This window comes from Limibacillus sp. MBR-115, assembly GCF_040549425.1.
In the GTDB taxonomy this organism is placed as follows: domain Bacteria; phylum Pseudomonadota; class Alphaproteobacteria; order Kiloniellales; family CECT-8803; genus Limibacillus; species Limibacillus halophilus.
Window position 1 is genome coordinate 141976 of record NZ_JBEPTJ010000007.1, and the last position, 21630, is coordinate 163605.

The following is a 21630-nucleotide window of genomic DNA, read 5'->3' on the forward strand; positions in this document are numbered from 1 at the left end:
AGCGGCGCACCCCTTTTTTTCACTTTGCAGCGTTGCCTTTGTCTTTTTCATCGTCAATGCGCCGTCGCGTGCCGATCCGGCCCTCACGAACCTTGCCAATAGTCAAAGCATCTTCGACCAGAGATTCCTGCTCGGCGGCGTGGCGCTTCGCCGAACCGGTCGCGGGAGAAGCCGCCGAACGACGCCCCGCGTAGCGCGGCCGCGAATTCTTGAAGCCCACGAGCTCCGCGACTTCTTCGATGAATTCGGCCACGAAGTTCCAGCCGCCCATATTGCGGGGCTCCTCCTGGCACCAGACCAACTCGCAGTGCTTGTAGGGCTCCAGCTCTTCCGCCAAGGCGTCCACAGGGAAGGGGTAGATCTGCTCCAGACGCAGGATGTGGACATCCTTGATCTTCTGGGCGTCCCGAGCCTCCAGCAGATCGTAAAAGACCTTACCGGAGCAAAGCACAACCTGTTTGACGTTCTTTGGTTTCGACGGGGGCGTGTCCTCATGCAGCACCCGGTGGAACGAACTTCCGGGCCCAAACATATCCAAATCCGACACGCACTTCTTGTGCCGCAATAGCGACTTGGGCGTCATGATGACGAGCGGCTTGCGGAAATCGCGCTGAATCTGGCGGCGCAGGATGTGGAAGTAGTTCGCCGGCGTCGTGCAGTTGGCGACCTGAATGTTGTCTTCCGCGCAAAGCTGCAGGAACCGCTCCATGCGGGCGGAGGAATGCTCCGGCCCCTGACCTTCGTAGCCATGCGGCAACAGCATGACGATACCGGACATGCGCAGCCACTTGCTTTCGCCCGAGGTTATGAACTGATCGATGATGATCTGCGCGCCGTTGACGAAGTCGCCGAACTGCGCTTCCCAGAGCACCAGGGCCCGCGGTTCGGCCAGCGAGAAGCCGTATTCGAAACCCAGCACCGCCGCTTCGGACAAGGGGCTGTCCACGATCTCGGCCTTGGCCTGTTTCTCGCGTATGTGGTTCATCATCACATAGCGGAATTCTGTTTCCTGATCGATCAGGGACGCATGACGCTGCGAGAAAGTGCCGCGATTGCAATCCTGGCCGGATAGCCGAACCGGCGCGCCTTCCAGCAGCAGACTCCCGAAGGCCAAGGCCTCCGCCGTCGCCCAGTCAATGCCCTTGCCGCTGCTGATAGCCTTCCACTTGGCATCGAGCTGGCGCGCGATCTTGCGGTTGATGTTGAAATCGTCCGGCACCGTGGTCAGCGCCTTGCCGATCTCACGCAAGGTTTCGAGTTCAACCGCCGTTTGGCCGCGATGAGCCGAGAACCCTTGGAGCGACTTCATTCCCGCCCAGGCGCCTTCCAACCAATCGGCCTTGTTCGGCTTGTAGCTGTTGGCAACCTCGAATTCCTTTTCGAGCACTGCCTCGAAGTCTGTGACCATCTTATCGGCGGCCGCTTGGTTCAGCAGCCCTTCATCCATAAGCTGCTTCGCATAGATCTGCCGCACGGTCATGTGCTTGTTGATCGCGCGATACATCAACGGCTGCGTGAAAGCGGGCTCGTCACCTTCGTTGTGCCCGAAACGCCGGTAGCAGAACATGTCGATGACGACATCCTTTTTGAACTGCTGGCGGAATTCGGTGGCTATACGGGCGACGTGGACGACCGCTTCCGGGTCGTCGCCATTCACATGGAATATGGGTGCCTGAATGATCTTCGCGACCTCGGAGCAATAAGGCCCCGAACGCGCATTGACCGGGTTGGTCGTGAAGCCAATCTGGTTATTGACCACAAAATGAATGGTGCCGCCGATCCGGTAGCCCTTCAGCTCTGACAGATCCAGCGTTTCCGGCACCAACCCCTGACCCGCGAAGGCCGCGTCGCCGTGCAACAGCAAAGCCATGACCTGGGTGCGGTCCTTATCACCCAACTGCTCCTGCTTCGCCCGCACTTTGCCGACCACGACCGGGTTCACGGCTTCAAGATGAGATGGATTAGCGGTGAGCGACAGGTGGACCTGATTGCCGTCGAACTCGCGATCCGACGAGGTGCCGAGATGGTACTTGACGTCGCCCGAGCCACCGACTTGCTCGGGGTGGCTCGCGCCGCCCTGAAACTCGGAAAAGATCGCCTGGAAGGGCTTGCCCATAAAGTTGGCGAGCATGTTGAGCCGTCCGCGGTGCGGCATGCCAAGCACCACTTCCTTCAGGCCAAGCTGCCCGCCACGCTTCAGAATTTGCTCAAGACAGGGAATCATGGCCTCGCCACCATCCAGTCCAAAGCGTTTCGTGCCGGTATATTTCTTGTTCAGGAACTGCTCGAAAATCTCGGCGGCCACCAACCGCTCCAGGATTGCGATCTTGCCCTTGTCGGTAAAGTCGGTCTGGTTCCGGGCCTGTTCGATGCGCTGTTGAATCCAGGCTTTCTGGTCCGGGTCCTGGATATGCATGAACTCGACACCGATCTTACCGCAGTAAGTCGCACGGACGGCCTTGATAAGCTGTCGAAGCGTGCCGGTTTCCATCCCAAGGACATTGTTCAGGAAGATCGGACGGTCCCAGTCACTCTCGGTAAATCCATAGGACGCCGGGTCCAGTTCAGGATGGCTGCTGCGCTCCACAAGCCCTAATGGATCAAGATCAGCCTCAAGGTGCCCGCGAACCCGATAGGCACGGATTAGCATCAAGGCGCGAATGGAATCGAGTGTTGCCGAGCGAACGTGATCGGCGGTCAGTTCCCGGCCTTGCGAAATTCCGGCGGCAACCGCCTGAACCGACGCATTTCCGCTACCGTCGCACGACGTCTTGAATGTCTCCGGCCCGGGCTCGCCGGTCGCATCAACCGCTGCAGCACCGTTGCCACTCTGGCCGGATAGACTGCTCAGCAGCCCGGCTGCATCGTCCGTCAGTTCGGAAAAGATTTCCCGCCACGAAGGCTCGACCGAAGAAGGGTCGCGCTGGAACTGCGTGAAAAGCGCCGCCAGCTCCCGCGCATTCGGTCCGTAATAGGTCTGGTCGTGGTTCGTTTGTCCCATCTTCAACTTCGCCGCGGCCCGCCAAGGGACCGGCGCCGCTCTTCGCCCGAGTAGAGAGCGAGAGCGGCGTCAGACCATTTGTAGAGACGTGACCGCACCGCCTCCTGCTGTTGCGTTCCGGCTTCCGTTCAGAGCTTCCAAATCAAGAAAACTCAGCCCTTCATAGCCTCAACCATAGTGCGACCAAGCGCCGCGGGCGAGTCCGCAACGAGGAACCCGGCCGATTGCATCGCCGCAATCTTGTCATCCGCGCCGCCCTTGCCGCCGGAAATGATGGCGCCCGCATGGCCCATCCGTCGCCCGGGAGGCGCCGTAACACCGGCAATGAAGCCGACGATAGGCTTCTTGACCTTCGACTGGCGCACGAAATCCGCGGCATCTTCTTCCGCCGTACCGCCGATTTCACCGATCATGATGATGCCTTGGGTTTCCTCGTCCGCCAGGAACAATTCCAGACAGTCAATGAAGTTCGTGCCGTTGACCGGATCGCCGCCGATGCCGATGCAGGTCGACTGTCCCAATCCGGCAGCCGTCGTCTGAGCAACGGCCTCGTAGGTCAGCGTGCCGGACCTGGAAACGATGCCGATCTTGCCACGCTTATGAATGTGGCCCGGCATAATGCCGATCTTGCATTCGTCCGGCGTGATGACACCGGGGCAATTCGGGCCAACCAACCGCGTTCCGGAACCGACCAGCGCGCGCTTAACGCGCACCATATCCGTGACCGGAATACCCTCGGTGATGCAGACCGCCAAATCGACACCGGCATCTACTGCTTCCAGAATGGCGTCCGCTGCAAAAGGCGGCGGGACGTAGATCACACTGGCATTGGCGCCGGTGACGGCAACAGCTTCCGCCACGGTGTCGAAGACCGGCAGGTCAAGATGCTTGCTGCCGCCTTTGCCGGGGGTCACACCACCCACCATCTTGGTGCCATAGGCAATGGCTTGCTCCGAATGGAAGGTCCCCTGGGCGCCGGTGAAGCCCTGGCAGATAACCTTCGTGTTCTTATCGACGAGAACCGCCATTATGCTGCCTCCTTCACGGCCTTGACCACCTTGTCCGCCGCGTCCCCAAGATCATTGGCGGACACGATCGGCAGGCCGGATTCTTCCAGAATTTTCTTACCGAGTTCGACATTGGTGCCCTCCAGACGAACAACCAGGGGCACATGCAAGCTGACCTCACGGGCCGCCGCCACCACACCCTCTGCGATCACATCACAGCGCATAATGCCGCCGAAGATGTTCACCAGGATGCCCTCGACGTTCTCGTCCGACAGGATGATCTTGAAGGCCGCCGTGACACGCTCCTTGGTCGCACCGCCACCGACATCCAGGAAGTTTGCGGGTGATCCGCCGTAGAGCTTGATGATGTCCATCGTGGCCATCGCCAGACCCGCACCGTTGACCATGCAGCCGATGCTGCCATCGAGCTTGATGTAGTTGAGCTCGTGACGCTGGGCCTCGAGTTCCATCGGGTCTTCTTCGTCCTCGTCGCGCATTTCCGCCACATCGGCGTGCCGGAACAGTGCGTTGTCGTCGAAGTTCATCTTGGCATCCAGCGCCAGCACCTGATCGTCACCGGTGATGACCAGCGGATTGACTTCCACGATTGAGGCATCCAGATCGGTGAAAGCCTTGTACATGGCCATCAGGAACTTGACCGCCGAATTCACCTGCTTGCCCTTCAGTCCCAGGCCGAATGCGATCTTACGGGCATGGAATGGCATCAGACCGGTTGCCGGGTCGATGGCTTCCTTCAGGATTTTCTCGGGATTTTCCGCAGCAACCTCTTCGATCTCCATGCCGCCCTCGGTGGAGGCCATGATGGTGATGCGGCTGGTGGCGCGGTCAATCAACAGGCTGAGGTAAAGCTCGCGCGCGATGTCGCAACCTTCCTCGATGTAGAGGCGCTTGACCTCCTTGCCCGCCGGCCCGGTCTGCTTGGTGACCAAAACCTCGCCCAGCATCTTGCCAGCGTTGTCGCGCACCTCGTCAACGGACTTAACGACACGGACGCCGCCTTTCCCGTCCGGATCGTTCTTGAAGCGACCGGCGCCACGACCGCCGGCATGAATCTGCGACTTCACGACCCAAATCGGCCCCCCCAGCTCGGTCGCTGTCTTCACGGCCTCTTCAGGGGTAAAGGCCACACCGCCACGCGGTACCGCCACTCCATACTTCTTCAAAAGGCTCTTGGCCTGATATTCATGTATGTTCATCGGGATGCTGCCTGTCTCTTCCCGTTAATCGAAAGGTTTGTTGGCACGCCATGCGTTCCGGTCAGCCGCGCGTACCCGTGACGGCTCACTTTAACAAGCCCTTGCCATAGCGCAACCGAACCCGGCCGGACACGCTGACGGCAAGGAAACGGCGCCTTAGGCGCCGCCCTTGAAACCAAGTTTCTTACACGCCTCGACCAATCCTTGAACGGCCGTGACGGACTTGGAGAACATTTCCTGCTCCTCCGCCGTCAACTCAAGCTCAACGATACGCTCGACACCGCCCTCACCGATCACGACCGGCACGCCCACGTAAAGGTCATCCACGCCGTATTGCCCGGAGAGGTAGGCCGCGCAGGGTAGAACCCGCTTCTTGTCCCGCAGATAGCTCTCCGCCATTGCGATGGCCGAAGAAGCGGGCGCGTAGAAAGCCGAACCGGTCTTCAGCAGGCCGACGATCTCCGCTCCGCCATTGCGTGTACGATCGACAATCGCGTCCACACGCTCTTGCGTGATCCAGCCCATCTTGACCAGATCGGGCAGCGGAATGCCCGCAACCGTGGTGTAGCGCACGGTCGGCACCATGGTGTCGCCATGACCGCCCAGCACGAAGGCGGATACGTCCTGGACCGAAACGTTCATCTCGTCTGCGAGGAAATGCCTGAAACGTGCGGAATCCAGCACACCGGCCATTCCGACGACCTTCGCGTGCGGCAGACCCGAAGCCTCCCGCAGCGCCCAAACCATGGCGTCCAGCGGGTTCGTTATGCAGATAACGAAAGCATCGGGACAGTTTTCGCGAATCCCTTTGCCGACGGATTCCATGACCTTGAGGTTGATACCCAGGAGATCATCTCGGCTCATGCCGGGCTTACGGGGCACGCCCGCAGTGACGATAACGACATCCGCCCCGGCGATACCCGCATAATCGCTGGTCCCGGAGAGTTTGGCATCGTAGCCCTCGACCGGCGCAGCCTGCGCCAAATCAAGTGCCTTGCCGTCCGGAATGCCTTCCGCGATGTCGAAAAGCACGACATCACCCAATTCCTTCAAGCCGGCAAGAAGAGCCAATGTACCGCCGATCTGGCCTGAGCCGATCAAGGCAATCTTGGTGCGAGCCATTCTTTCTATTCCCTCTTGAGTAAGCGGGTCGCCAGATCGCCGCGGTTACGCACTCCCGGCAGGCCCTTGCTAGATATGACGGGGCGTTGGTAGCGCGAATCATGCTGCACTGCAAGAGCAAGGCGCAATATGCCTCGAATGGGTCGGTTTAAAGCGACACGACCCGCAAGCCTCACGTTTCCCCCGGGAAACGGTGAAGCAAGATCGGCACCGCAGGTCAGGAGTCGCTGGACCGGGCGGCTTGATAGTCTTTCACGATGTAAAGAGGTCGGCGTTTGCTTTCATTGAACACGCGGCCCAGGTATTCCCCGATCAGCCCCAGGAAGAAGAGCTGGACGCCGCCAAGAAACAAAATAACCGACATGAGGGACGGATAGCCGGGGACGTCCGATCCTTGGATCAAGGTTTGCAGGATGATGATGGTGCCATAAACGGCCGCCACGGCGGATATCACCAGACCAAGATAGGTCGCGACCTTGAGCGGCGCGATGGTGAAGCCGGTGATACCCTCGAGACTGAAGTTCCAGAGCTTCAGGTAGTTCCACTTCGTCACACCTTTGAAACGCGGATCGCGGTCGTAGAGAATTTCCTTTGCCGGGTAGCCGACCCAGGCAAACAGTCCCTTCATGAAACGATGCTGTTCGCGCAATTGCTTGAGGGACTCGACCGCCCGTCTGCTCATAAGGCGGAAATCGCCGGTGTCGCGGGGAATCTCGACCTGGCTAAGTTTGCTCATCGTCCAGTAGAACGCCGTCGCTGTCGTGCGCTTCAACCAGCTTTCGCCCGAACGCGTCCGACGACGAGCGTAAACCACATCGAAACCTTCGTCGTTCCAGGCTTTGAAGAAGTCCTGGATCAACTCCGGCGGATCCTGGAGGTCGGCATCGATCACCACCACTGCGTCGCCCTTGGCCAGATCGAAGCCGGCCGTCATCGCGGCCTCCTTACCGAAGTTTCGGGACAGATCGATGATGGCTGCCTGTGGTGTCTGTTTGCGAATTTTCCCCAAGATTTCCAGGGTCGCGTCACGGCTACCGTCATTGACGTAGAGAATTTCATATTCACTCGGCAGGGCGCCCAGAACCGCGATCAGCCGTTCGTGGAACGCCGACAGCACTTCTTCTTCGTTAAAAGCGGGAACGACAACGGACAAAAGCATGGCGGGATCATACCCCCGGTGCGGATCGCGGAAAAGCAAATCGTTCCCCGACCGCGCGCGCTTTGCCAATTCCTTTGTGGCGTCCGGGCATTTTCTTGTTTAGGAACGGACAGCAGTCTGAGGGATGTTCAAACCATGACGCAAGGCGCAACGGCCCTGATCAAAAAACTTGCCGACGGGCAACGCGCCAAACGCTTCATCGCGGTCGGTTGCATCAATACCGCGGTCGACTTCGCACTCTTCAATTTGCTGTTCTATCAACTCGGGTACGCCCTGTTGCTAGCCAATCTGCTTGCTTGGCTTGCCGCCTTTTCGGTCGGTTTTATACTGAATCGCAACTGGACTTTCGCCCGGGTCGCCGGCGAAAGCGACATGAAAGGACAGTTCCTGCGCTATCTTTTGACCGCCGGGTCGGCGCTCTTGCTGGCTTCGGCTTCGATTTGGCTCGCGGCACTCATCATGCCGGCCTGGTTGGCCAAGATCGTGGCGATCGGCATCACCTTCGTCTGGAGCTTCACTCTGTCGCGGCTGTGGGTTTGGCCTCATTGAGCTTGGCCTCGATGGGAGCGGAGCCATCGGCATTCGGCCGTTGCCGCTCGCGCGCGGCCAGATGCGGTTTGGCGATGTAGTCCTTGGATTGCATCTCCTGCAATCTGCTGACGGTGCGCTGGAACTCAAAGGTGCCGTCGCCTTCGGGATAGAGGCTTTCCGGCAAGGCCGCTGCCGAAACAATCAAATTGCAATGGTGCTCGTAAAGCGCATCGACGAGGGTCATGAAGCGCCGTGCCTCGTTGCGCCTGTCCGGGCCAAGCGCCGGGATGTCCGACAGTATGAAGGAGTGAAAATGCCGCGCTAGGGATAGATAATCCCCGGCACCTAGCGGTTTGGCGCACAACTCCTCGAAGGTGAAGCGAGCGACGCCGCGCGCGCACCTCGAGACCGGGATTTCCCGCCCCTTCACCTTGACGGATCCGGCGTGGGGCTGGGCGCCGTCGGTCAGGCGCTCGAACGCGCGGTCCAATGCCGCCGACGACCGCTCGCCCAGAGGCGTGTGGTATGTCGGCATATCGCGCAAGCGCGCAATCCGGTAGTCCAGCCCTTCACCCAAATCGAACGCATCGGTACGCTCCTGCAACAGTTCGATGAAAGGCAGGAAGCGATCACGCTGCAGGCCCCCTTCGTAGAGTCTCTCCGGGGGCCAGTTGGAGGTGGCCACGACCACGACACCAGCGTCGAAAAGCGCCTCGAACAAACGGCCGAGAATCATCGCGTCGGCAATGTTGACGACGTGGAATTCATCGAAACACAGCAGATGGACCCGTTCGGCGAGTGCCGCTGCTAGTCGCGGCAAGGGATCGGTTTCCTGTCCCTTGGTCTCTTGCCGCCAGGCGTAAAGTTCGTCGTGCACCTCCTGCATGAAGGCATGAAAATGAACCCGGCGTTTCAGCCTTACCGGCGCGGTTTCATGAAAAAGGTCCATCAGCATCGACTTGCCACGGCCTACCGGGCCGAAGAGATACAGCCCCAAGGGCACTTCGCCGGATGACTTCCGGCTTGCAAAACCCAAGCGTGCGAGCAAACCCTTGCCGTTCGAAGAAGACGGACGGTAACCCTGCAAAGCCTCGTGTAACGCCTGGAGTTTCTCGGCGGCGGCCGCCTGCGCGCTGTCCGGTTTGACAGCACCTTCCGCAAGCCAGCGCTGATAGCGGGCCTGTGGGCCTTCTGGCGATGATGTCCGTTTCTCCATGGAGCGACTTGATAGCGGTTGATGCGGACGAAGGAAAGCGATCAATCGTCGCCGACAACCCGGTAAGCGCAGCGTCGGGCGCCCGCCAAGATGTGATCCTCGCGCGCCACCTGGGTGCTCTGGCCCAACACCGCGCGAAAGGCCTCGAGTTCGATACGGCAAAGCCCGCTGCAAGCACTTGCTGCCGTGCAAATTGGGCAGTGGTTCTCAACCAGCAGCCAACCGCCCTGCGGGTGTGGCATGACCTCAGCCATATAGCCCTCGCGCGAACGTTCCGCCGCAAGCGCAGCCAGCCTGTTCTCCAAAGCGTCATGTGGCGCGACGACCTTCGCATAGGTCTCGATCAACCCGGCGCGGCGAACCGCCAGAAGGCGCTCCAGGCCCTCGTCGCCGAAGGCTTCACGCATGGCTCCCAGCAAACCGGTCGTGAGCTCTGCATGACCATCGGGAAAGAAGCGATCCGCCGCCGGGGTGAGGCACCACCATTTGCGCGGTCTCCCACGGCCGGCCGGCCGGGCCTCGTGCCGCACCAGGCTTTCCGCTTCCAGGTCATAGAGATGCTGGCGCACCGCCATCGCTGTCACGCCTAAGCGCTCCCCAAGCTCCTCGGCGGTCTTTTCGCCCTCCTGCTTCAGGATATCCAGGATCTGGCGGCGGGATTTATAGTTGTTGGTTTCAGCCATTCTTATTTTCTAAAGATTTTTCTTGAATAATTCAAGTGCCTGATCGAAACTAACAACGATGAACGAGTGGACCGCTGTTGGGAGTGGAGTGATGGAGCGGAGTTGGGTTCGCGCAACCAGCTTGGAAACACTGAAGGAAAAAGGCCGGTTTCTGCTGCGCCATGAGGGTAAGCAAGTGGCGATCTTCCACACATCGAGTGGAGTTTTCGCCTGTAGCAACCGCTGCCCGCACGAGGGTTATCCGCTGATGGAAGGGTCGCTGGACGACGGTCCGGATGGCACCGGTTGCCGCTTGACCTGTAACTGGCATTCCTGGCGCTTCAACCTGCGCGACGGGAGTACGGAGGAAGGCGATCGCGTGCGCGTCTATCCCGTCAAAACCGAAAGCGGTGAGATTCTCCTCGACCTCAGCGATCCACCAGCGGAGCAACGAATCTCCGAGGCGCTATCCGCGCTCACGGATGCCCTTCGCCGACGTGACCGCGGTCGCATCGCCCGCGAGATTGCGCGACTGGAGAACGCTGGCGGCAACCCGCTTTCAGCCGTCACCCGTGCCATCCGCGAAACGGCGCCGCGCTTTGCCTATGGCATGTCTCACGCCCAGGCCGCCGCCAACGACTGGCTGGCCTTGAGGGCCGACTACGCCCGCACGTCCGCCGAACGTCTGGTCCCGTTGGTGGAGATCGTCGATCACCTGATCGACGACAGTTTGAGCGAGGCACCCCGGCCCTTTGCCCAAGAAGCAGAGCCGTTCGACGCCGCAAGCCTTGAACAGGCAATCCTTGCCAGCAACGACGAGGCAGCGAGTCGCTTAGTCCGCGGCGCTTTGGCGCAGGGCCTTGGCTGGCCGGATATGGAACCAGCCTTCGCCCGTGCCGCGCTCCATCATTATGCCGATTTTGGTCACTCGGCGATTTATACCTACAAGACCGGCCGCTTGTTGGAGCGACTGGGACACGACGCCCTGGAACCGCTGGCGCTGCTTTTGACGCGCGCTCTATGCGAGGCTTGGCGCGAGGATTTGATCCCCGAGTTTCGCGCCTACAAGCCCGCGCTGGAGGCATGGGACGGCGCGGGTCGGACTCCGGTGTCCTCAGAGGATTTTCGCGGCCTCGGCGTTAAGCAAGCGCTGAGGCGTGCCCTGGAATCATCGGGAAAGACGCACGCGCTATACGAGGCGTTACTGGGCGCGGCGGCCTATAACTTCCTGCATTTTGATCTCAGCTTGGAAAGGCGGGTTGATCTGAAGCCCTCGGAATCAAAAACCTGGCTCAGCTTCACGCATGCCATAACCTTCGCCAACGCCGGACGGAACCTCGCTGAACGCAATCCCGATCTCTGGCCTGCTGTCCTTTTGCAACTCGCCTGTTTCGTCGGACGCAACGCCGGCGCGGTTAGCAATGAGCCGCTGGAGCGGGAATGGGCACCCAAGGACGGAAAAGCCTTCCTGGACGGCGCCTTCAAGACGCTGTTCGATCACGGCAATCCCGAACCCATCGTCACGGCTCATGTGGTGAAGCTATCGACCGCCATCAAAGAGGAGGTCGCCGCCGCACCACAAGCGCCCTGGCGCGACACCCTGTTGGCAGCATTGGCACGCTTCCTCGCCAACCCGCCGCACCGGCCGCAGGTTCTGCGCCTGGCAACTCAGGCCATCAAGTTCGTCGAGCAGGAAGGTTAAGAATCCTCGGCGGCCAGACGCTGTAGATCCCCGCCCTCGATGCCCAGCAGTCGTGCGTCGTCGTCGGTTGCACCCAGGATGCGATAAAAATCCCGTGCGCCGCCGTTCGCCGACATCACGCCCCACCAGATGGACACGGCCTTGCGCTTCACAGCCTTTGCCGCAAGACGTGCGACCAGGGCTCGCCCAACGCCTTTCCCGCGTAATCCGTCATCGACATAGAGGTCCAGCATGAAGAGACCCCAACCGGCACGGTCGGTGTTGTACAGGTCCTGATACAGGAGGTACCCAACGACCTCGCCGGATGGCGTTTCGGCCACAATGCAGGAAAGCCGCCCGTCTGCCGCAAAGAAATCACGCCGTACGCCGGCCTCGGTAAAAACCGCAGCGCCCAGGCCCTCGTGCACACTCAAGGCATTGGCCAAACGGGCGAGCGCCCCGGCATCGCCGGGGCGCCCGTCACGGATGATCACTGCGTCCGACAAGCCACCGTGTCCTCAGCTCAGATAATCTTCTACCAGGCACTCGGCGATCTGCACCGTGTTGAGTGCGGCGCCCTTGCGCAGATTGTCGGAAACCACCCACAAGGAGACCGCGTTGTCGACTGTCGGATCCATCCGCACGCGACTCACGTAGACCGGGTCCGATCCGGCGGATTCTACCGGTGTCACGTAGCCCTCGTCCTGCCTGTGGTCGACCAGCGAGATGCCCGGCGCGGCACGCAATGCTGCACGAATTTCGTCCTCGTCAACCGGCCCCTCGAACTCGACGTTGACGGCTTCGGCGTGCCCAACGAATACCGGCACGCGCACACAGGTCGCATGCACCTTGATGCCCGGGTCGAGGATTTTCTTCGTCTCGACGGTCATCTTCCACTCTTCCTTGGTCGAGCCGTCGTCCATGAAAACGTCGATATGCGGAATTACATTGAAGGCGATCTGCTTGGTGAACCGCTTCGGCCGGATTGGCTCGTTCATGTAAATGCCGCGCGTCTGATTGAACAATTCGTCCATCGATTCCTTACCGCCGCCAGAGGTGGACTGGTAAGTGGAAACCACCACGCGGCGAATGCGCTGGAGGTCGTGCAGAGGCTTTAGCGCGACGACCATCTGAATGGTCGAACAGTTCGGGTTGGCGATGATGCCTTTTGCGGTATAGCCCGCGATGGCTTCCCGATTCACCTCGGGCACAATCAACGGCACGTCCGGATCAACCCGGAAATGTGATGTGTTGTCGATGACCACCGCGCCGGCGGCCGCGGCTTTGGGGGAATAGACCGCGGAGACTTTCGCACCGGGTGAGGACAGAACCAAATCCACGCCCTGAAAGTCGAACTTGGCGAGATCCTGGACCTTCACCACCTCGTCTTCGCCGAAAGAAACCTCGCGGCCCACGGACCGCTCGCTTGCCAAGGCGATGAGCTCGTCGACCGGGAACTCACGGTCGGCCAGCGTTTGAATGATTTCACGGCCAACGTTACCCGTCGCACCGACGACTGCTACTCTGTAACCCATGGTCTTCTATTCACCTCGTCCTAGGGTTTAAACTTCAATTGCTGCGCCTACCTTACGGTTCGACGCCTGATTAATGGCTTGCCACCGCCCAGCACAAGGAAATGGCCTTTGGCGGAGAAACTTCAAAACTATGCGGCGTTCTGGCCCTACTATCTGTCAGAACACCAAAGCGCCCGGTCCCGCAGGCTGCATTTTATCGGCACGGCCCTGGGGCTTTGCCTGGTTTTTCTTGCCCTGGCGACCCAGACCTGGTGGCTGCTGGTCGCAGCCCTCGTCAGCGGCTACACTTTTGCCTGGATCGGTCACGCTTTCGTCGAGCGCAACAAGCCTGCCACCTTCACCTACCCGCTCTGGTCGCTCCTAAGCGACTTCCGCATGTTCTTCCTCTGGATGACCGGGCGCCTGGAACAGGAGTATGTGCGCCTGGGCATCGACCAGAGACCTTGACGATATTACCGACACAAAGAGACCGTCGGGTCTTGAGTCACCAAAAAGCTAAGGGGCCTCCCGTTTCCGGTGGCCCCTACGTTCTTCATCGTGCTGCTGCTATTCGCGGGCGTCACAAGAACGGTCAGGCCACCGCCTTTCCGGTGGTGGTTTTGCTTTTCGTGGTCGTTGTTTTCGGCATGACAGCGCCACGGCAAGGCGCGTAAGCACCTTCCTGACCCTTCACCACGCTCCAACAAACCCCGACAAGCACCGTTCTACCCTCGAATTTAGCTTCAGCAGATGCGAATAACTAAGGCCGCGAGGCTCGCCGGTCAACGTTTTTTCGACCTGCGAGCCTTTGACTGCATTACCTAGGCCGCCATCTGATCGAGCTGGCGCAGAATCGCCTGCCCCATCGTGACGGTCGAGACCTTGGCCGCGCCCGGGCTCATGATGTCGGCCGTACGCAAGCCGCCGGCCAACACGCGCTGCACCGCCTGCTCGATAAGATCGGCATCTTCCGCCAGATCAAAGGTGTAACGCAGCGCCATGGCGAAGGACAGGAGCGAGGCAATGGGATTGGCCAGATCCTGGCCCGCGATGTCCGGAGCCGAGCCATGCACCGGCTCATAGAGCGCCTGACGACGGCCATGTTTGTCGGGATCGCCCAGCGAAGCCGAGGGCAACATACCCAGCGAACCGGTCAGCATCGCCGCCTCGTCGGAGAGAATGTCGCCGAAGAGGTTGTCCGTGACGATCACGTCGAACTGCTTTGGGTTTCGCACCAGTTGCATGGCCGCGTTGTCCGCGTACATGTGCGACAGTGCTACATCCTGGAAGGACTCGTCATGCAGCTTCTGCACTTCCTGGCGCCAGAGCACGCCGGACTCCATGACGTTGGCTTTCTCGCAGGAGGTGACCCGCTTGCCGCGCTTGCGCGCCAACTCGAAGGCCACGGCCGCCACCCGGCGAATTTCGTTGGTCGTGTAAACCTGGGTGTTGATGCCGCGGCGCTGCCCGTCCGGCAGATCCTCGATGCCGCGCGGCTCGCCAAAGTAAATACCGCCGGTCAACTCGCGCACGATCATGATATCCAGGCCCTTGACGACCTCGGGTTTCAGGGTCGATGCCTCGACCAAGGCGTCGAACACAAGCGCCGGGCGGAGATTGGCATAAAGTTCCATTTCTTTGCGCAGCCGCAACAACCCCCGTTCCGGCTTCTGCTCGAAGGGGAGCTCGTCCCACTTCGGGCCGCCCACGGCGCCCAACAGAACGGCATCCGCATTGGATGCTTTCTCCATTGTCGCATCCGCCAGGGGACTACCTTCGGCATCGATAGCCGCGCCACCAACGAGGCCCGTCTCAACATCGAACGTGACCGCCCGACGCTTATCCATCCAGTCGATGACCAGTTGAACCTGCCCCATCACCTCGGGACCGATGCCGTCACCCGGCAGGATCAATAGCTTCTTGTTGGCGGCCATGTTCGGTTCGTCTCCCAATCATTTTCGTGCAGTATGCAAAACGCGCGGCGGGCGATTGCGCCCCAAATCCAGTTCAGGCGCTCTCTCGATAAAGCCAGGGTGCACCCAGGCGCTGAGTATCCTCGAATCGATCGACAGCCGCCTCCTTCTGCAGGGTCAGACCGATGTCATCCAGGCCGTTCAGCAGGCAATGCTTGCGGAAGGGCTCGACCTCGAAAGCAACAGTCTCGCCGTTGGGACGCGTGATCGACTGCGCCTCAAGGTCGATGGACAAGCTGGCGCCCTGGTTGGCGTCGGCCATCAACTGATTGACCTGGGCTTGCGGCAGGGTAATCGGCAGGATGCCGTTCTTGAAGCAGTTGTTGTAGAAAATGTCGGCAAAAGAGGCGGCAATCACCACGCGGATACCGGCGTCCAGCAAGGCCCAGGGCGCATGCTCACGTGAGGAGCCGCAACCGAAGTTCGCGCCGGCGACCAGCACGCCAGCATCGGTCCAGGGCTCCTTATCCAGCACGAAGTCCTTGGGGTTGCCCTTCTCATCTGTCCGCAATTCATAGAACAGACCCTTCTTCAGGCCCGTCCGCTGAATCGTTTTCAGGAATTGTTTGGGGATGATCATATCCGTGTCGACGTTGACGATGGGCAACGGCGCAGCGGTGGCGGTGATCTTATCGAACTTTTGCATTGCTCTTATCTCTCCTTTTCGGTCTCGCCGTTCAATCCAGCAACTCGCGTACGTCGGCCAGATGCCCGGTGATCGCGGCAGCGGCGGCCATGACGGGGCTGACCAGATGGGTGCGCCCGCCGCGGCCCTGACGGCCTTCGAAGTTGCGGTTCGAGGTCGAGGCGCAACGCTCACCCGGCTGCAGCTTATCCGCGTTCATGGCCAGACACATGGAGCAACCCGGCTCGCGCCAGTCGAACCCGGCTTCGATCAGGATTGTATCCAACCCTTCGGCTTCCGCTTGATCCTTCACCAGTCCGGAACCCGGCACGACCATGGCATACACGCCCTGAGCGACCTTGCGGCCCTTGGCCACTTCGGCGACGGCGCGAAGATCTTCGATGCGACCATTCGTGCAGGATCCGATGAAGACCTTGTCGACCGTAACGTCGGTCAAGGGCTGCCCCGGTTTGAGGCCCATGTACTCCAGCGAGCGCTCGATCGAGCCGCGACGACTTTCGTCGCTCTCGGCCATCGGATCGGGAACCCTGGCGGTAATCGGCAGCACGTCCTGGGGACTGGTGCCCCAGGTGACCTGCGGCACGATATCCTCGGCCTTCAGCACGACTTCCTTGTCATAAGCAGCGCCTGCGTCTGACGGCAGGGTCCGCCAGTAGGCGACGGCTTGCTCCCAAGCCGCACCCTTGGGCGCCATGGGGCGGCCCTTGATATACTCGAAGGTCTTCTCGTCCGGAGCGATCAGACCGGCGCGCGCACCAGCCTCGATGGACATGTTGCAGATGGTCATACGACCTTCCATCGACAGGGCCATGATGGCGTCGCCCGCATACTCGACGACGTGGCCCGTACCGCCGGCAGTACCGATCTTGCCGATAATGGCCAGGATCAGGTCCTTGGCCGTGGTGCCTTTGGGCGGGGTGCCCCGCACGGTGATTCGCATGTTCTTGGCGGGCTTTTGGATCAAGGTCTGGGTCGCAAGCACATGCTCCACCTCGGAGGTGCCGATGCCGAAGGCCAATGATCCGAATGCGCCGTGGGTCGAGGTATGGGAATCACCGCAGACTATGGTCATGCCCGGCAGCGTGAAACCCTGTTCCGGCCCGATAATGTGGACGATGCCCTGGCGCACGTCCATTACCTCGAAATACGGGACGCCGAAGTCGCGGCAATTCTTCTCCAGCGTTTCGACCTGGATGCGACTTTCTTCGTCTTCGATGCCCTGGGCGCGATTGCTTGTCGGAATATTGTGATCGGCGACCGCCAGCGTGGAATCGGGCCGCCGAACTTTGCGCCCGGCGAGCCGCAACCCCTCGAAAGCCTGCGGGCTGGTCACTTCGTGGACCAGGTGGCGATCGATGTAAATGAGACAGGTTCCGTCGTCGTCACGCTGGACGAGATGGCTGTCCCAGATTTTGTCGAAAAGGGTCTTGGGCTGACTCATGGCTGTTGCGATTCCTCGAACTATGATGACGCCGCGACTTCTCCCGAGATCGGAGATATCGCGCGAAAGCGGCGGGAGCATAGCGCCAAGCGGCCAAAAGGCAAAGAGGAAGGGCTACCCCAACGCCCGGACCCTCCCATGCAAAAATCGCTGGCCCATGCAAAAAAGCCGCCGGGGCGAGATCGCTCCGGCGGCTTTTTTTGTGCTTAGTCTGCCGATGGAAGGGCTTTTAGCTCTTCGCGGCGGCCTTGGCTGCGGAAGCCTGCTTCTGGGCTTCTTTCTTGGCCTGTGCGACTTCGCGATCGGCCTGAGCGGCCTTGGCAGCCACACCGGTCGTCGCTTCGGCGATACGGGCGGACTTACCACGGCGGCCACGCAGGTAGTAAAGCTTGGCACGTCGCACGTCGCCGCGGCGCACCAACTCAACCGAATCAATTCGCGGGCTGTAGAGCGGGAAAACACGCTCAACACCTTCGCCGTAGGAAATCTTGCGCACGGTGAAGGAAGAATTGATGCCGCGGTTCTTGCGGGCGATGCAGACGCCTTCGAAGGCCTGCACACGCTCGCGGTTGCCTTCGACCACGCGCACATTGACGCGGACGGTGTCGCCCGGCGTGAACTCGGGGATCGCCTTGCCGTCGCTGAGCTTGGCAATCTGCTCCTGCTCAAGCTGCTGGATCACGTTCATGACTTTAGTCCTTTCTGGGCGGCAGCGGGTCATCCGACGGACCTACCCCGACGACCATACCGCTCAATCTTTATCAACCCTGGCCTAGTCGGCCCCTTGCTTTCGTTCCGCCCGGTAGGCCACCCAAAGATCGGGTCGCCGTTTCCGGGTAATCGCCTCCGCCTCGGCCAAACGCCAACGCCGGATTTTCTCATGGTGCCCGGAAAGTAAGACTTCCGGCACCGTCTGCCCCCGCCACTCCGGAGGCCTCGTGTAGTGCGGGTACTCAAGAAGTCCCCGCTCGAAGGATTCCTCGCCGGCGCTGTCATCATTGCCCATCACACCGGGCAAGAGGCGCACCACGGCATCCATCAAAACCAGCGCCGCCATCTCTCCGCCGGAGAGAATGTAGTCGCCGACACTTATCTCCTCGACCCCACGCGCATCCAGGACGCGCTGATCGATACCCTCGTAGCGGCCGCAGAGAAGCCGCGCTCCCGGCCCGGAGGCCAGTTCGCGAACACGCTCCTGCGTCAGGAGGCGTCCGCGCGGACTGAGATACAATAGCGGTCCCGGACTGGCCGAACTCGCCTCGATCGCATCGTCCACAACATCGGAGCGCATGACCATGCCTGCACCCCCGCCATAGGGCGTGTCATCCACGGTGCGGTGCTTATCGCGCGCAAAGTCGCGAATGTCCAGCACTTCCAGATTCCAGCGCCCTTCTTCCAGAGCCTTGCCCGCAAGGCTGATCCCGAGCGGCCCCGGAAAGCTTTCCGGAAAAAGCGTCAGGACTGTCGCCATCCAGGGAACTGTCGGTTCCACCTCCGCAGCGCTCATATCCGCCTCGCTCCTTTACCCGCAAGACCGCCCTTCAAGGAGCGTCCTACGGGACCACCGGGGGCCCACCGGGCCTCGGAAGGCCGGTGTTATGCCTTTTCGCGCCCCCTTCGTCCAGCCCAATTATCGGCCCCGTCCCATGACGGTGCAAAATCTCAGGTTTCCTCCGGCAGGTCGACCACCAGACGCCCCGACGCGATATCCACCGTCGGCACCACGGCCTGCGTGAAGGGGATGAAGCGGCTACGTTCACCGGGTTCGCCCACCTCCAGCAGATCGCCTGCCCCAAAGTTCTGCACCGACAGAACCTGCCCCAGTACCTGCCCTTCGCCGTCTTCCACCGCCAGCCCCAAGAGGTCGTCGTGATAGAAGACCTCCTCTTCGTCGGGCTCCGGCAGGCTGTCGCGGGGCACGTAGAGCTCCAAGCCCTTCAGCGCCTCAGCCGCCTCGCGAGTTTCCACGCCGGACAAGGCCAACAACGCATTGCCCTTTTGGAGTCCCTTGAGCGTTGCCTGCCAGGAGCGCACTCCGGCGGCATCGCCCAGGGGTCCATAGGCGGTCAGCGCCTCGGGCGTCTCGGTGAAGGGTTTTACCTTCACCAAACCGCGCACCCCGTGCACGGCGACGATGACGCCCAGGCAGACCCGCTTGTCGGCGCTATTTTCCGGCGCAGCCATACCCGGCACCTCGACCCGCTAAAGAGTCCTCGACCCTCAGGCCTTGGTCTCTTCCTCGGCGGGCGCCTCGGCAGCAGCTTCTTCAGCCGGGGCCTCCTCGGCGGGAGCTTCGGCAGCAGCCTCTTCAGCCGGGGCTTCCTCGGCGGGAGCTTCGGCAGCAGCGGCGGCGGCCTGCTTGGCCTCTTCTTCAGCAGCCTGCTTGGCTTCCTCGGCGGCCTTCTTGGTCTCCTCGCGCTCGGCGAGGCGCTCCAGGGTCTTGGCGCTGGCTTGGCTCTTCAAGGTCTGCTGTGGAATCTTACGCTCGAACATGCCCTTGGTGGAAAGGAAGCGGGCCACCCGGTCGGTCGGCTGAGCGCCGACGCCCAGCCAATAGGTGATGCGCTCTTCCTTCATCACCACGCGCTCGGCGTGATCCTTGGCCAGCATCGGGTTGTAGCTGCCGACGCGCTCGATGAAGCGGCCATCGCGCGGAGAGCGCGAGTCGGCCACGACGATGTGGTAGAAGGGGCGCTTCTTGGCGCCGCCGCGAGCGAGACGAATCTTGAGAGACATGGTTGTTCCTTTCGTTGACGTTCTAAGTCGATTCAGTTTGTAAAAAAGTGGTTCTTGTCTTCTGGTCGCGTGTTTCTGCTGTCGTCATTCGGGCGCTTACCAGGTCCCAGGGCTAGAAGCCCGGGAAGCCGCCGCCTTTCGGCCCCTTGCCCGGCATCATTCCCGGCAGTCCGTGGCGCATCATTCCCTTTTTGCCCATCTTCTTGACCTGTTTCATCATGCGCGCGGCTTCCTGGTGCTGCTTCATCAGCTTGTTGACTTCCTGCACCGTGGCGCCCGCGCCCTTTGAAATGCGCACCTTTCGGCTCGCCTTGATAATCTCGGGGCGGCGGCGCTCCTCCTTGGTCATCGAGGAGAGGATCGCCAACTGCCGCTTGATCATGGAATCGTCGATCTTGGCGTCCTTCATCTGGTTCTTGATCTTGCCGACGCCCGGCAACATCCCCATCAGCCCGGACAGCCCGCCCATCTTCAGCAACTGCTTGAGCTGGCTGGCCAGATCGTCCAAGTCGAACTTGCCCGACTGCATCTTCTTGGCGAGCTTCTCGGCCTCGTCCTGTTCGATGGTCTCGGCAGCCTTCTCGACCAGCGAGACCACGTCGCCCATGCCCAGGATACGCCCCGCGATACGGTCGGCGTGGAAGGTCTCCAGCTTGTCGATCTGCTCGCCGGTACCCAACAGCTTGATCGGGCAACCCGTCACCGCACGCATCGAGAGCGCCGCGCCGCCGCGCGCATCGCCGTCGACCCGCGTCAGCACGATGCCCGACAGCCCGACCTTGTCCTTGAAGGCCGTGGCCACGTTGACTGCGTCCTGGCCGGTCATCGCGTCGGCGACCAGCAGCGTCTCCGATGGCTTGGTCGCGTCGCGCACCGCCGCAACCTCGGCCATCAGCGCCTCGTCGATGGCCAGACGCCCGGCGGTGTCCAGCATCACCACGTCGTAGCCTTCCAGCGCGCCGGTCTGCAGCGCCCGCTTGGCGATCTTCACCGGCGTCTCGCCCGGCACGATCGGCAAGGTCGCGATGCCCGCCTGGATGCCCAGCAGCGCAAGCTGTTCCTGGGCGGCCGGACGGCGCACGTCGAGGGAGGCCATCAGGACCTTCTTCTTCTCGCGCTCGGCAAGGCGTTTGGCGATCTTGGCCGTGGTCGTGGTTTTACCCGAGCCCTGCAGGCCCACCATCAGGATCGACGCGGGCGGCGTCACGTTCAGGTTGAGGCCCAGGCCGCGCAGTTCGAAGGGCTGTCCGGCCTGCGCGCCCTCGTCCTCCGCCACACCGCCCAGCATGGCGACCAGTTCGTCGTGGACGATCTTGACGACCTGCTGGCCCGGCGTGACCGAGCGCAAGACTTCCTGGCCGACCGCCTTTTCCTTGACGGCGGCGACGAAGTCCTTGACCACCGGCAGCGCCACGTCGGCCTCCAGCAGCGCCACGCGCACCTCGCGCAGCGCGACGGAGACGTCTTCCTCGCTCAGCGCGCCACGGCGCGTCAGGCGATCGAAGACTCCGCTCAGGCGTTCTTGCAGGCTCTCGAACATCACAACTCCCGGGCGACCCTCGGGCCGCCTTTAATTCCTCATCCAAACCCAGGGACCAACGCAAAAGCGGTTTCGCACCAGTGTGCGAAACTCCCCAGGGACCAACGCAAAAGCGGTTTCGCACCAGTGTGCGAAACTCGCAGGCTGGTGGGGCTCCTTGGAACCGCAAAGACGAATGGTCCTG

At 61.2% G+C, this 21630-nt stretch carries 20 protein-coding genes and 1 pseudogene; 4 read left to right on the forward strand and 17 right to left on the reverse strand.

The window, feature by feature from the left end:
- Positions 1-19: 19 nt before the first annotated feature.
- From ABIE63_RS14415 to ABIE63_RS14435, 5 genes are all read right to left on the reverse strand, one after another.
- Positions 20-3001 carry a 2-oxoglutarate dehydrogenase E1 component gene (locus ABIE63_RS14415; protein ID WP_354505240.1) on the reverse strand — a complete coding sequence of 994 codons (2982 nt, stop codon included), beginning with the start codon at positions 2999-3001 and terminating at the stop codon, positions 20-22.
- Positions 3002-3153: 152 nt separating this feature from the next.
- The gene (sucD, locus tag ABIE63_RS14420) at positions 3154-4029 is read right to left on the reverse strand and encodes a succinate--CoA ligase subunit alpha (RefSeq protein ID WP_183417262.1); all 876 of its coding nucleotides are present in this window, start codon (positions 4027-4029) and stop codon (positions 3154-3156) included.
- Positions 4029-5225: an ADP-forming succinate--CoA ligase subunit beta gene (gene sucC, locus ABIE63_RS14425; RefSeq protein WP_354505242.1), complete on the reverse strand. Its 1197-nt coding sequence runs from the start codon at positions 5223-5225 to the stop codon at positions 4029-4031. Before sucC ends, sucD begins: the two co-directional genes overlap by 1 nt.
- Positions 5226-5381: 156 nt before the next feature.
- Positions 5382-6347, reverse strand: a complete 966-nt coding sequence (gene mdh / locus ABIE63_RS14430) for a malate dehydrogenase (protein WP_183417264.1) — start codon at positions 6345-6347, stop codon at positions 5382-5384.
- 217 nt (positions 6348-6564) lie between these two features.
- Positions 6565-7506, reverse strand: a complete 942-nt coding sequence (locus ABIE63_RS14435; protein ID WP_354505244.1) for a glycosyltransferase family 2 protein — start codon at positions 7504-7506, stop codon at positions 6565-6567.
- Positions 7507-7641: 135 nt separating this feature from the next.
- Here ABIE63_RS14435 and ABIE63_RS14440 point away from each other — a divergent pair, with 135 nt between their 5' ends.
- A complete protein-coding gene (locus ABIE63_RS14440) occupies positions 7642-8055 on the forward strand; it encodes a GtrA family protein (RefSeq protein WP_354505246.1) in 414 nt (137 codons plus the stop codon).
- Here ABIE63_RS14440 and zapE read toward each other — a convergent pair.
- Together zapE and ABIE63_RS14450 are read right to left on the reverse strand one after the other, a co-directional pair.
- Positions 8021-9253 carry a cell division protein ZapE gene (zapE, locus tag ABIE63_RS14445; protein WP_354505248.1) on the reverse strand — a complete coding sequence of 411 codons (1233 nt, stop codon included), beginning with the start codon at positions 9251-9253 and terminating at the stop codon, positions 8021-8023. The two genes, ABIE63_RS14440 and zapE, sit on opposite strands and share 35 nt — an antisense overlap.
- Before the next feature lie 41 nt (positions 9254-9294).
- The gene (locus tag ABIE63_RS14450) at positions 9295-9936 is read right to left on the reverse strand and encodes a metalloregulator ArsR/SmtB family transcription factor (protein WP_354505250.1); all 642 of its coding nucleotides are present in this window, start codon (positions 9934-9936) and stop codon (positions 9295-9297) included.
- 58 nt (positions 9937-9994) lie between these two features.
- Here ABIE63_RS14450 and ABIE63_RS14455 point away from each other — a divergent pair, with 58 nt between their 5' ends.
- The gene (locus ABIE63_RS14455) at positions 9995-11617 is read left to right on the forward strand and encodes a Rieske (2Fe-2S) protein (protein ID WP_354505252.1); all 1623 of its coding nucleotides are present in this window, start codon (positions 9995-9997) and stop codon (positions 11615-11617) included.
- On the opposite strand, the gene ABIE63_RS14460 is transcribed toward ABIE63_RS14455, so the two are convergent.
- Together ABIE63_RS14460 and ABIE63_RS14465 are read right to left on the reverse strand one after the other, a co-directional pair.
- Positions 11614-12102: a GNAT family N-acetyltransferase gene (locus tag ABIE63_RS14460; RefSeq protein WP_183417270.1), complete on the reverse strand. Its 489-nt coding sequence runs from the start codon at positions 12100-12102 to the stop codon at positions 11614-11616. The genes ABIE63_RS14455 and ABIE63_RS14460 overlap by 4 nt on opposite strands.
- A 12-nt stretch (positions 12103-12114) precedes the next feature.
- Positions 12115-13131 carry an aspartate-semialdehyde dehydrogenase gene (locus ABIE63_RS14465; RefSeq protein WP_183417271.1) on the reverse strand — a complete coding sequence of 339 codons (1017 nt, stop codon included), beginning with the start codon at positions 13129-13131 and terminating at the stop codon, positions 12115-12117.
- Between the two features lie 108 nt (positions 13132-13239).
- Between ABIE63_RS14465 and ABIE63_RS14470 the strand changes: the two genes are divergently transcribed.
- Both ABIE63_RS14470 and ABIE63_RS14475 read left to right on the forward strand, forming a co-directional pair.
- Positions 13240-13578 (forward strand): DUF962 domain-containing protein, encoded by a 339-nt coding sequence (locus ABIE63_RS14470; protein WP_354505255.1) that lies wholly within the window; start codon positions 13240-13242, stop codon positions 13576-13578.
- Between the two features lie 32 nt (positions 13579-13610).
- Positions 13611-13784: a hypothetical protein gene (locus ABIE63_RS14475; protein WP_354505257.1), complete on the forward strand. Its 174-nt coding sequence runs from the start codon at positions 13611-13613 to the stop codon at positions 13782-13784.
- Positions 13785-13931: 147 nt separating this feature from the next.
- On the opposite strand, the gene leuB is transcribed toward ABIE63_RS14475, so the two are convergent.
- The 8 genes and pseudogenes from leuB to ffh all read right to left on the reverse strand — a co-directional run bounded on the left by leuB (position 13932) and on the right by ffh (position 21446).
- Complete coding sequence (gene leuB / locus ABIE63_RS14480) at positions 13932-15044, reverse strand: 3-isopropylmalate dehydrogenase (protein ID WP_354505259.1); 1113 nt, start codon at positions 15042-15044, stop codon at positions 13932-13934.
- Positions 15045-15117: 73 nt separating this feature from the next.
- Positions 15118-15729, reverse strand: coding sequence for a 3-isopropylmalate dehydratase small subunit (leuD, locus tag ABIE63_RS14485; RefSeq protein ID WP_354505261.1), 612 nt, complete (start codon positions 15727-15729; stop codon positions 15118-15120).
- A gap of 31 nt (positions 15730-15760) precedes the next feature.
- On the reverse strand, positions 15761-17170 hold the full coding sequence (leuC, locus tag ABIE63_RS14490; protein ID WP_354505263.1) for a 3-isopropylmalate dehydratase large subunit: 1410 nt from the start codon (positions 17168-17170) through the stop codon (positions 15761-15763).
- Positions 17171-17399: 229 nt separating this feature from the next.
- A complete protein-coding gene (gene rplS / locus ABIE63_RS14495) occupies positions 17400-17858 on the reverse strand; it encodes a 50S ribosomal protein L19 (protein WP_183417276.1) in 459 nt (152 codons plus the stop codon).
- Positions 17859-17942: 84 nt separating this feature from the next.
- Positions 17943-18677 carry a tRNA (guanosine(37)-N1)-methyltransferase TrmD gene (trmD, locus tag ABIE63_RS14500; protein ID WP_354505265.1) on the reverse strand — a complete coding sequence of 245 codons (735 nt, stop codon included), beginning with the start codon at positions 18675-18677 and terminating at the stop codon, positions 17943-17945.
- A 155-nt stretch (positions 18678-18832) separates the two neighbouring features.
- Positions 18833-19354: a ribosome maturation factor RimM gene (gene rimM / locus ABIE63_RS14505; protein WP_354505338.1), complete on the reverse strand. Its 522-nt coding sequence runs from the start codon at positions 19352-19354 to the stop codon at positions 18833-18835.
- A gap of 186 nt (positions 19355-19540) precedes the next feature.
- Positions 19541-19906, reverse strand: a pseudogene (rpsP, locus tag ABIE63_RS14510) (30S ribosomal protein S16); the annotation flags it as partial.
- A 112-nt stretch (positions 19907-20018) separates the two neighbouring features.
- Positions 20019-21446 (reverse strand): signal recognition particle protein, encoded by a 1428-nt coding sequence (gene ffh / locus ABIE63_RS14515; RefSeq protein WP_354505267.1) that lies wholly within the window; start codon positions 21444-21446, stop codon positions 20019-20021.
- Positions 21447-21630 lie beyond the last annotated feature (184 nt).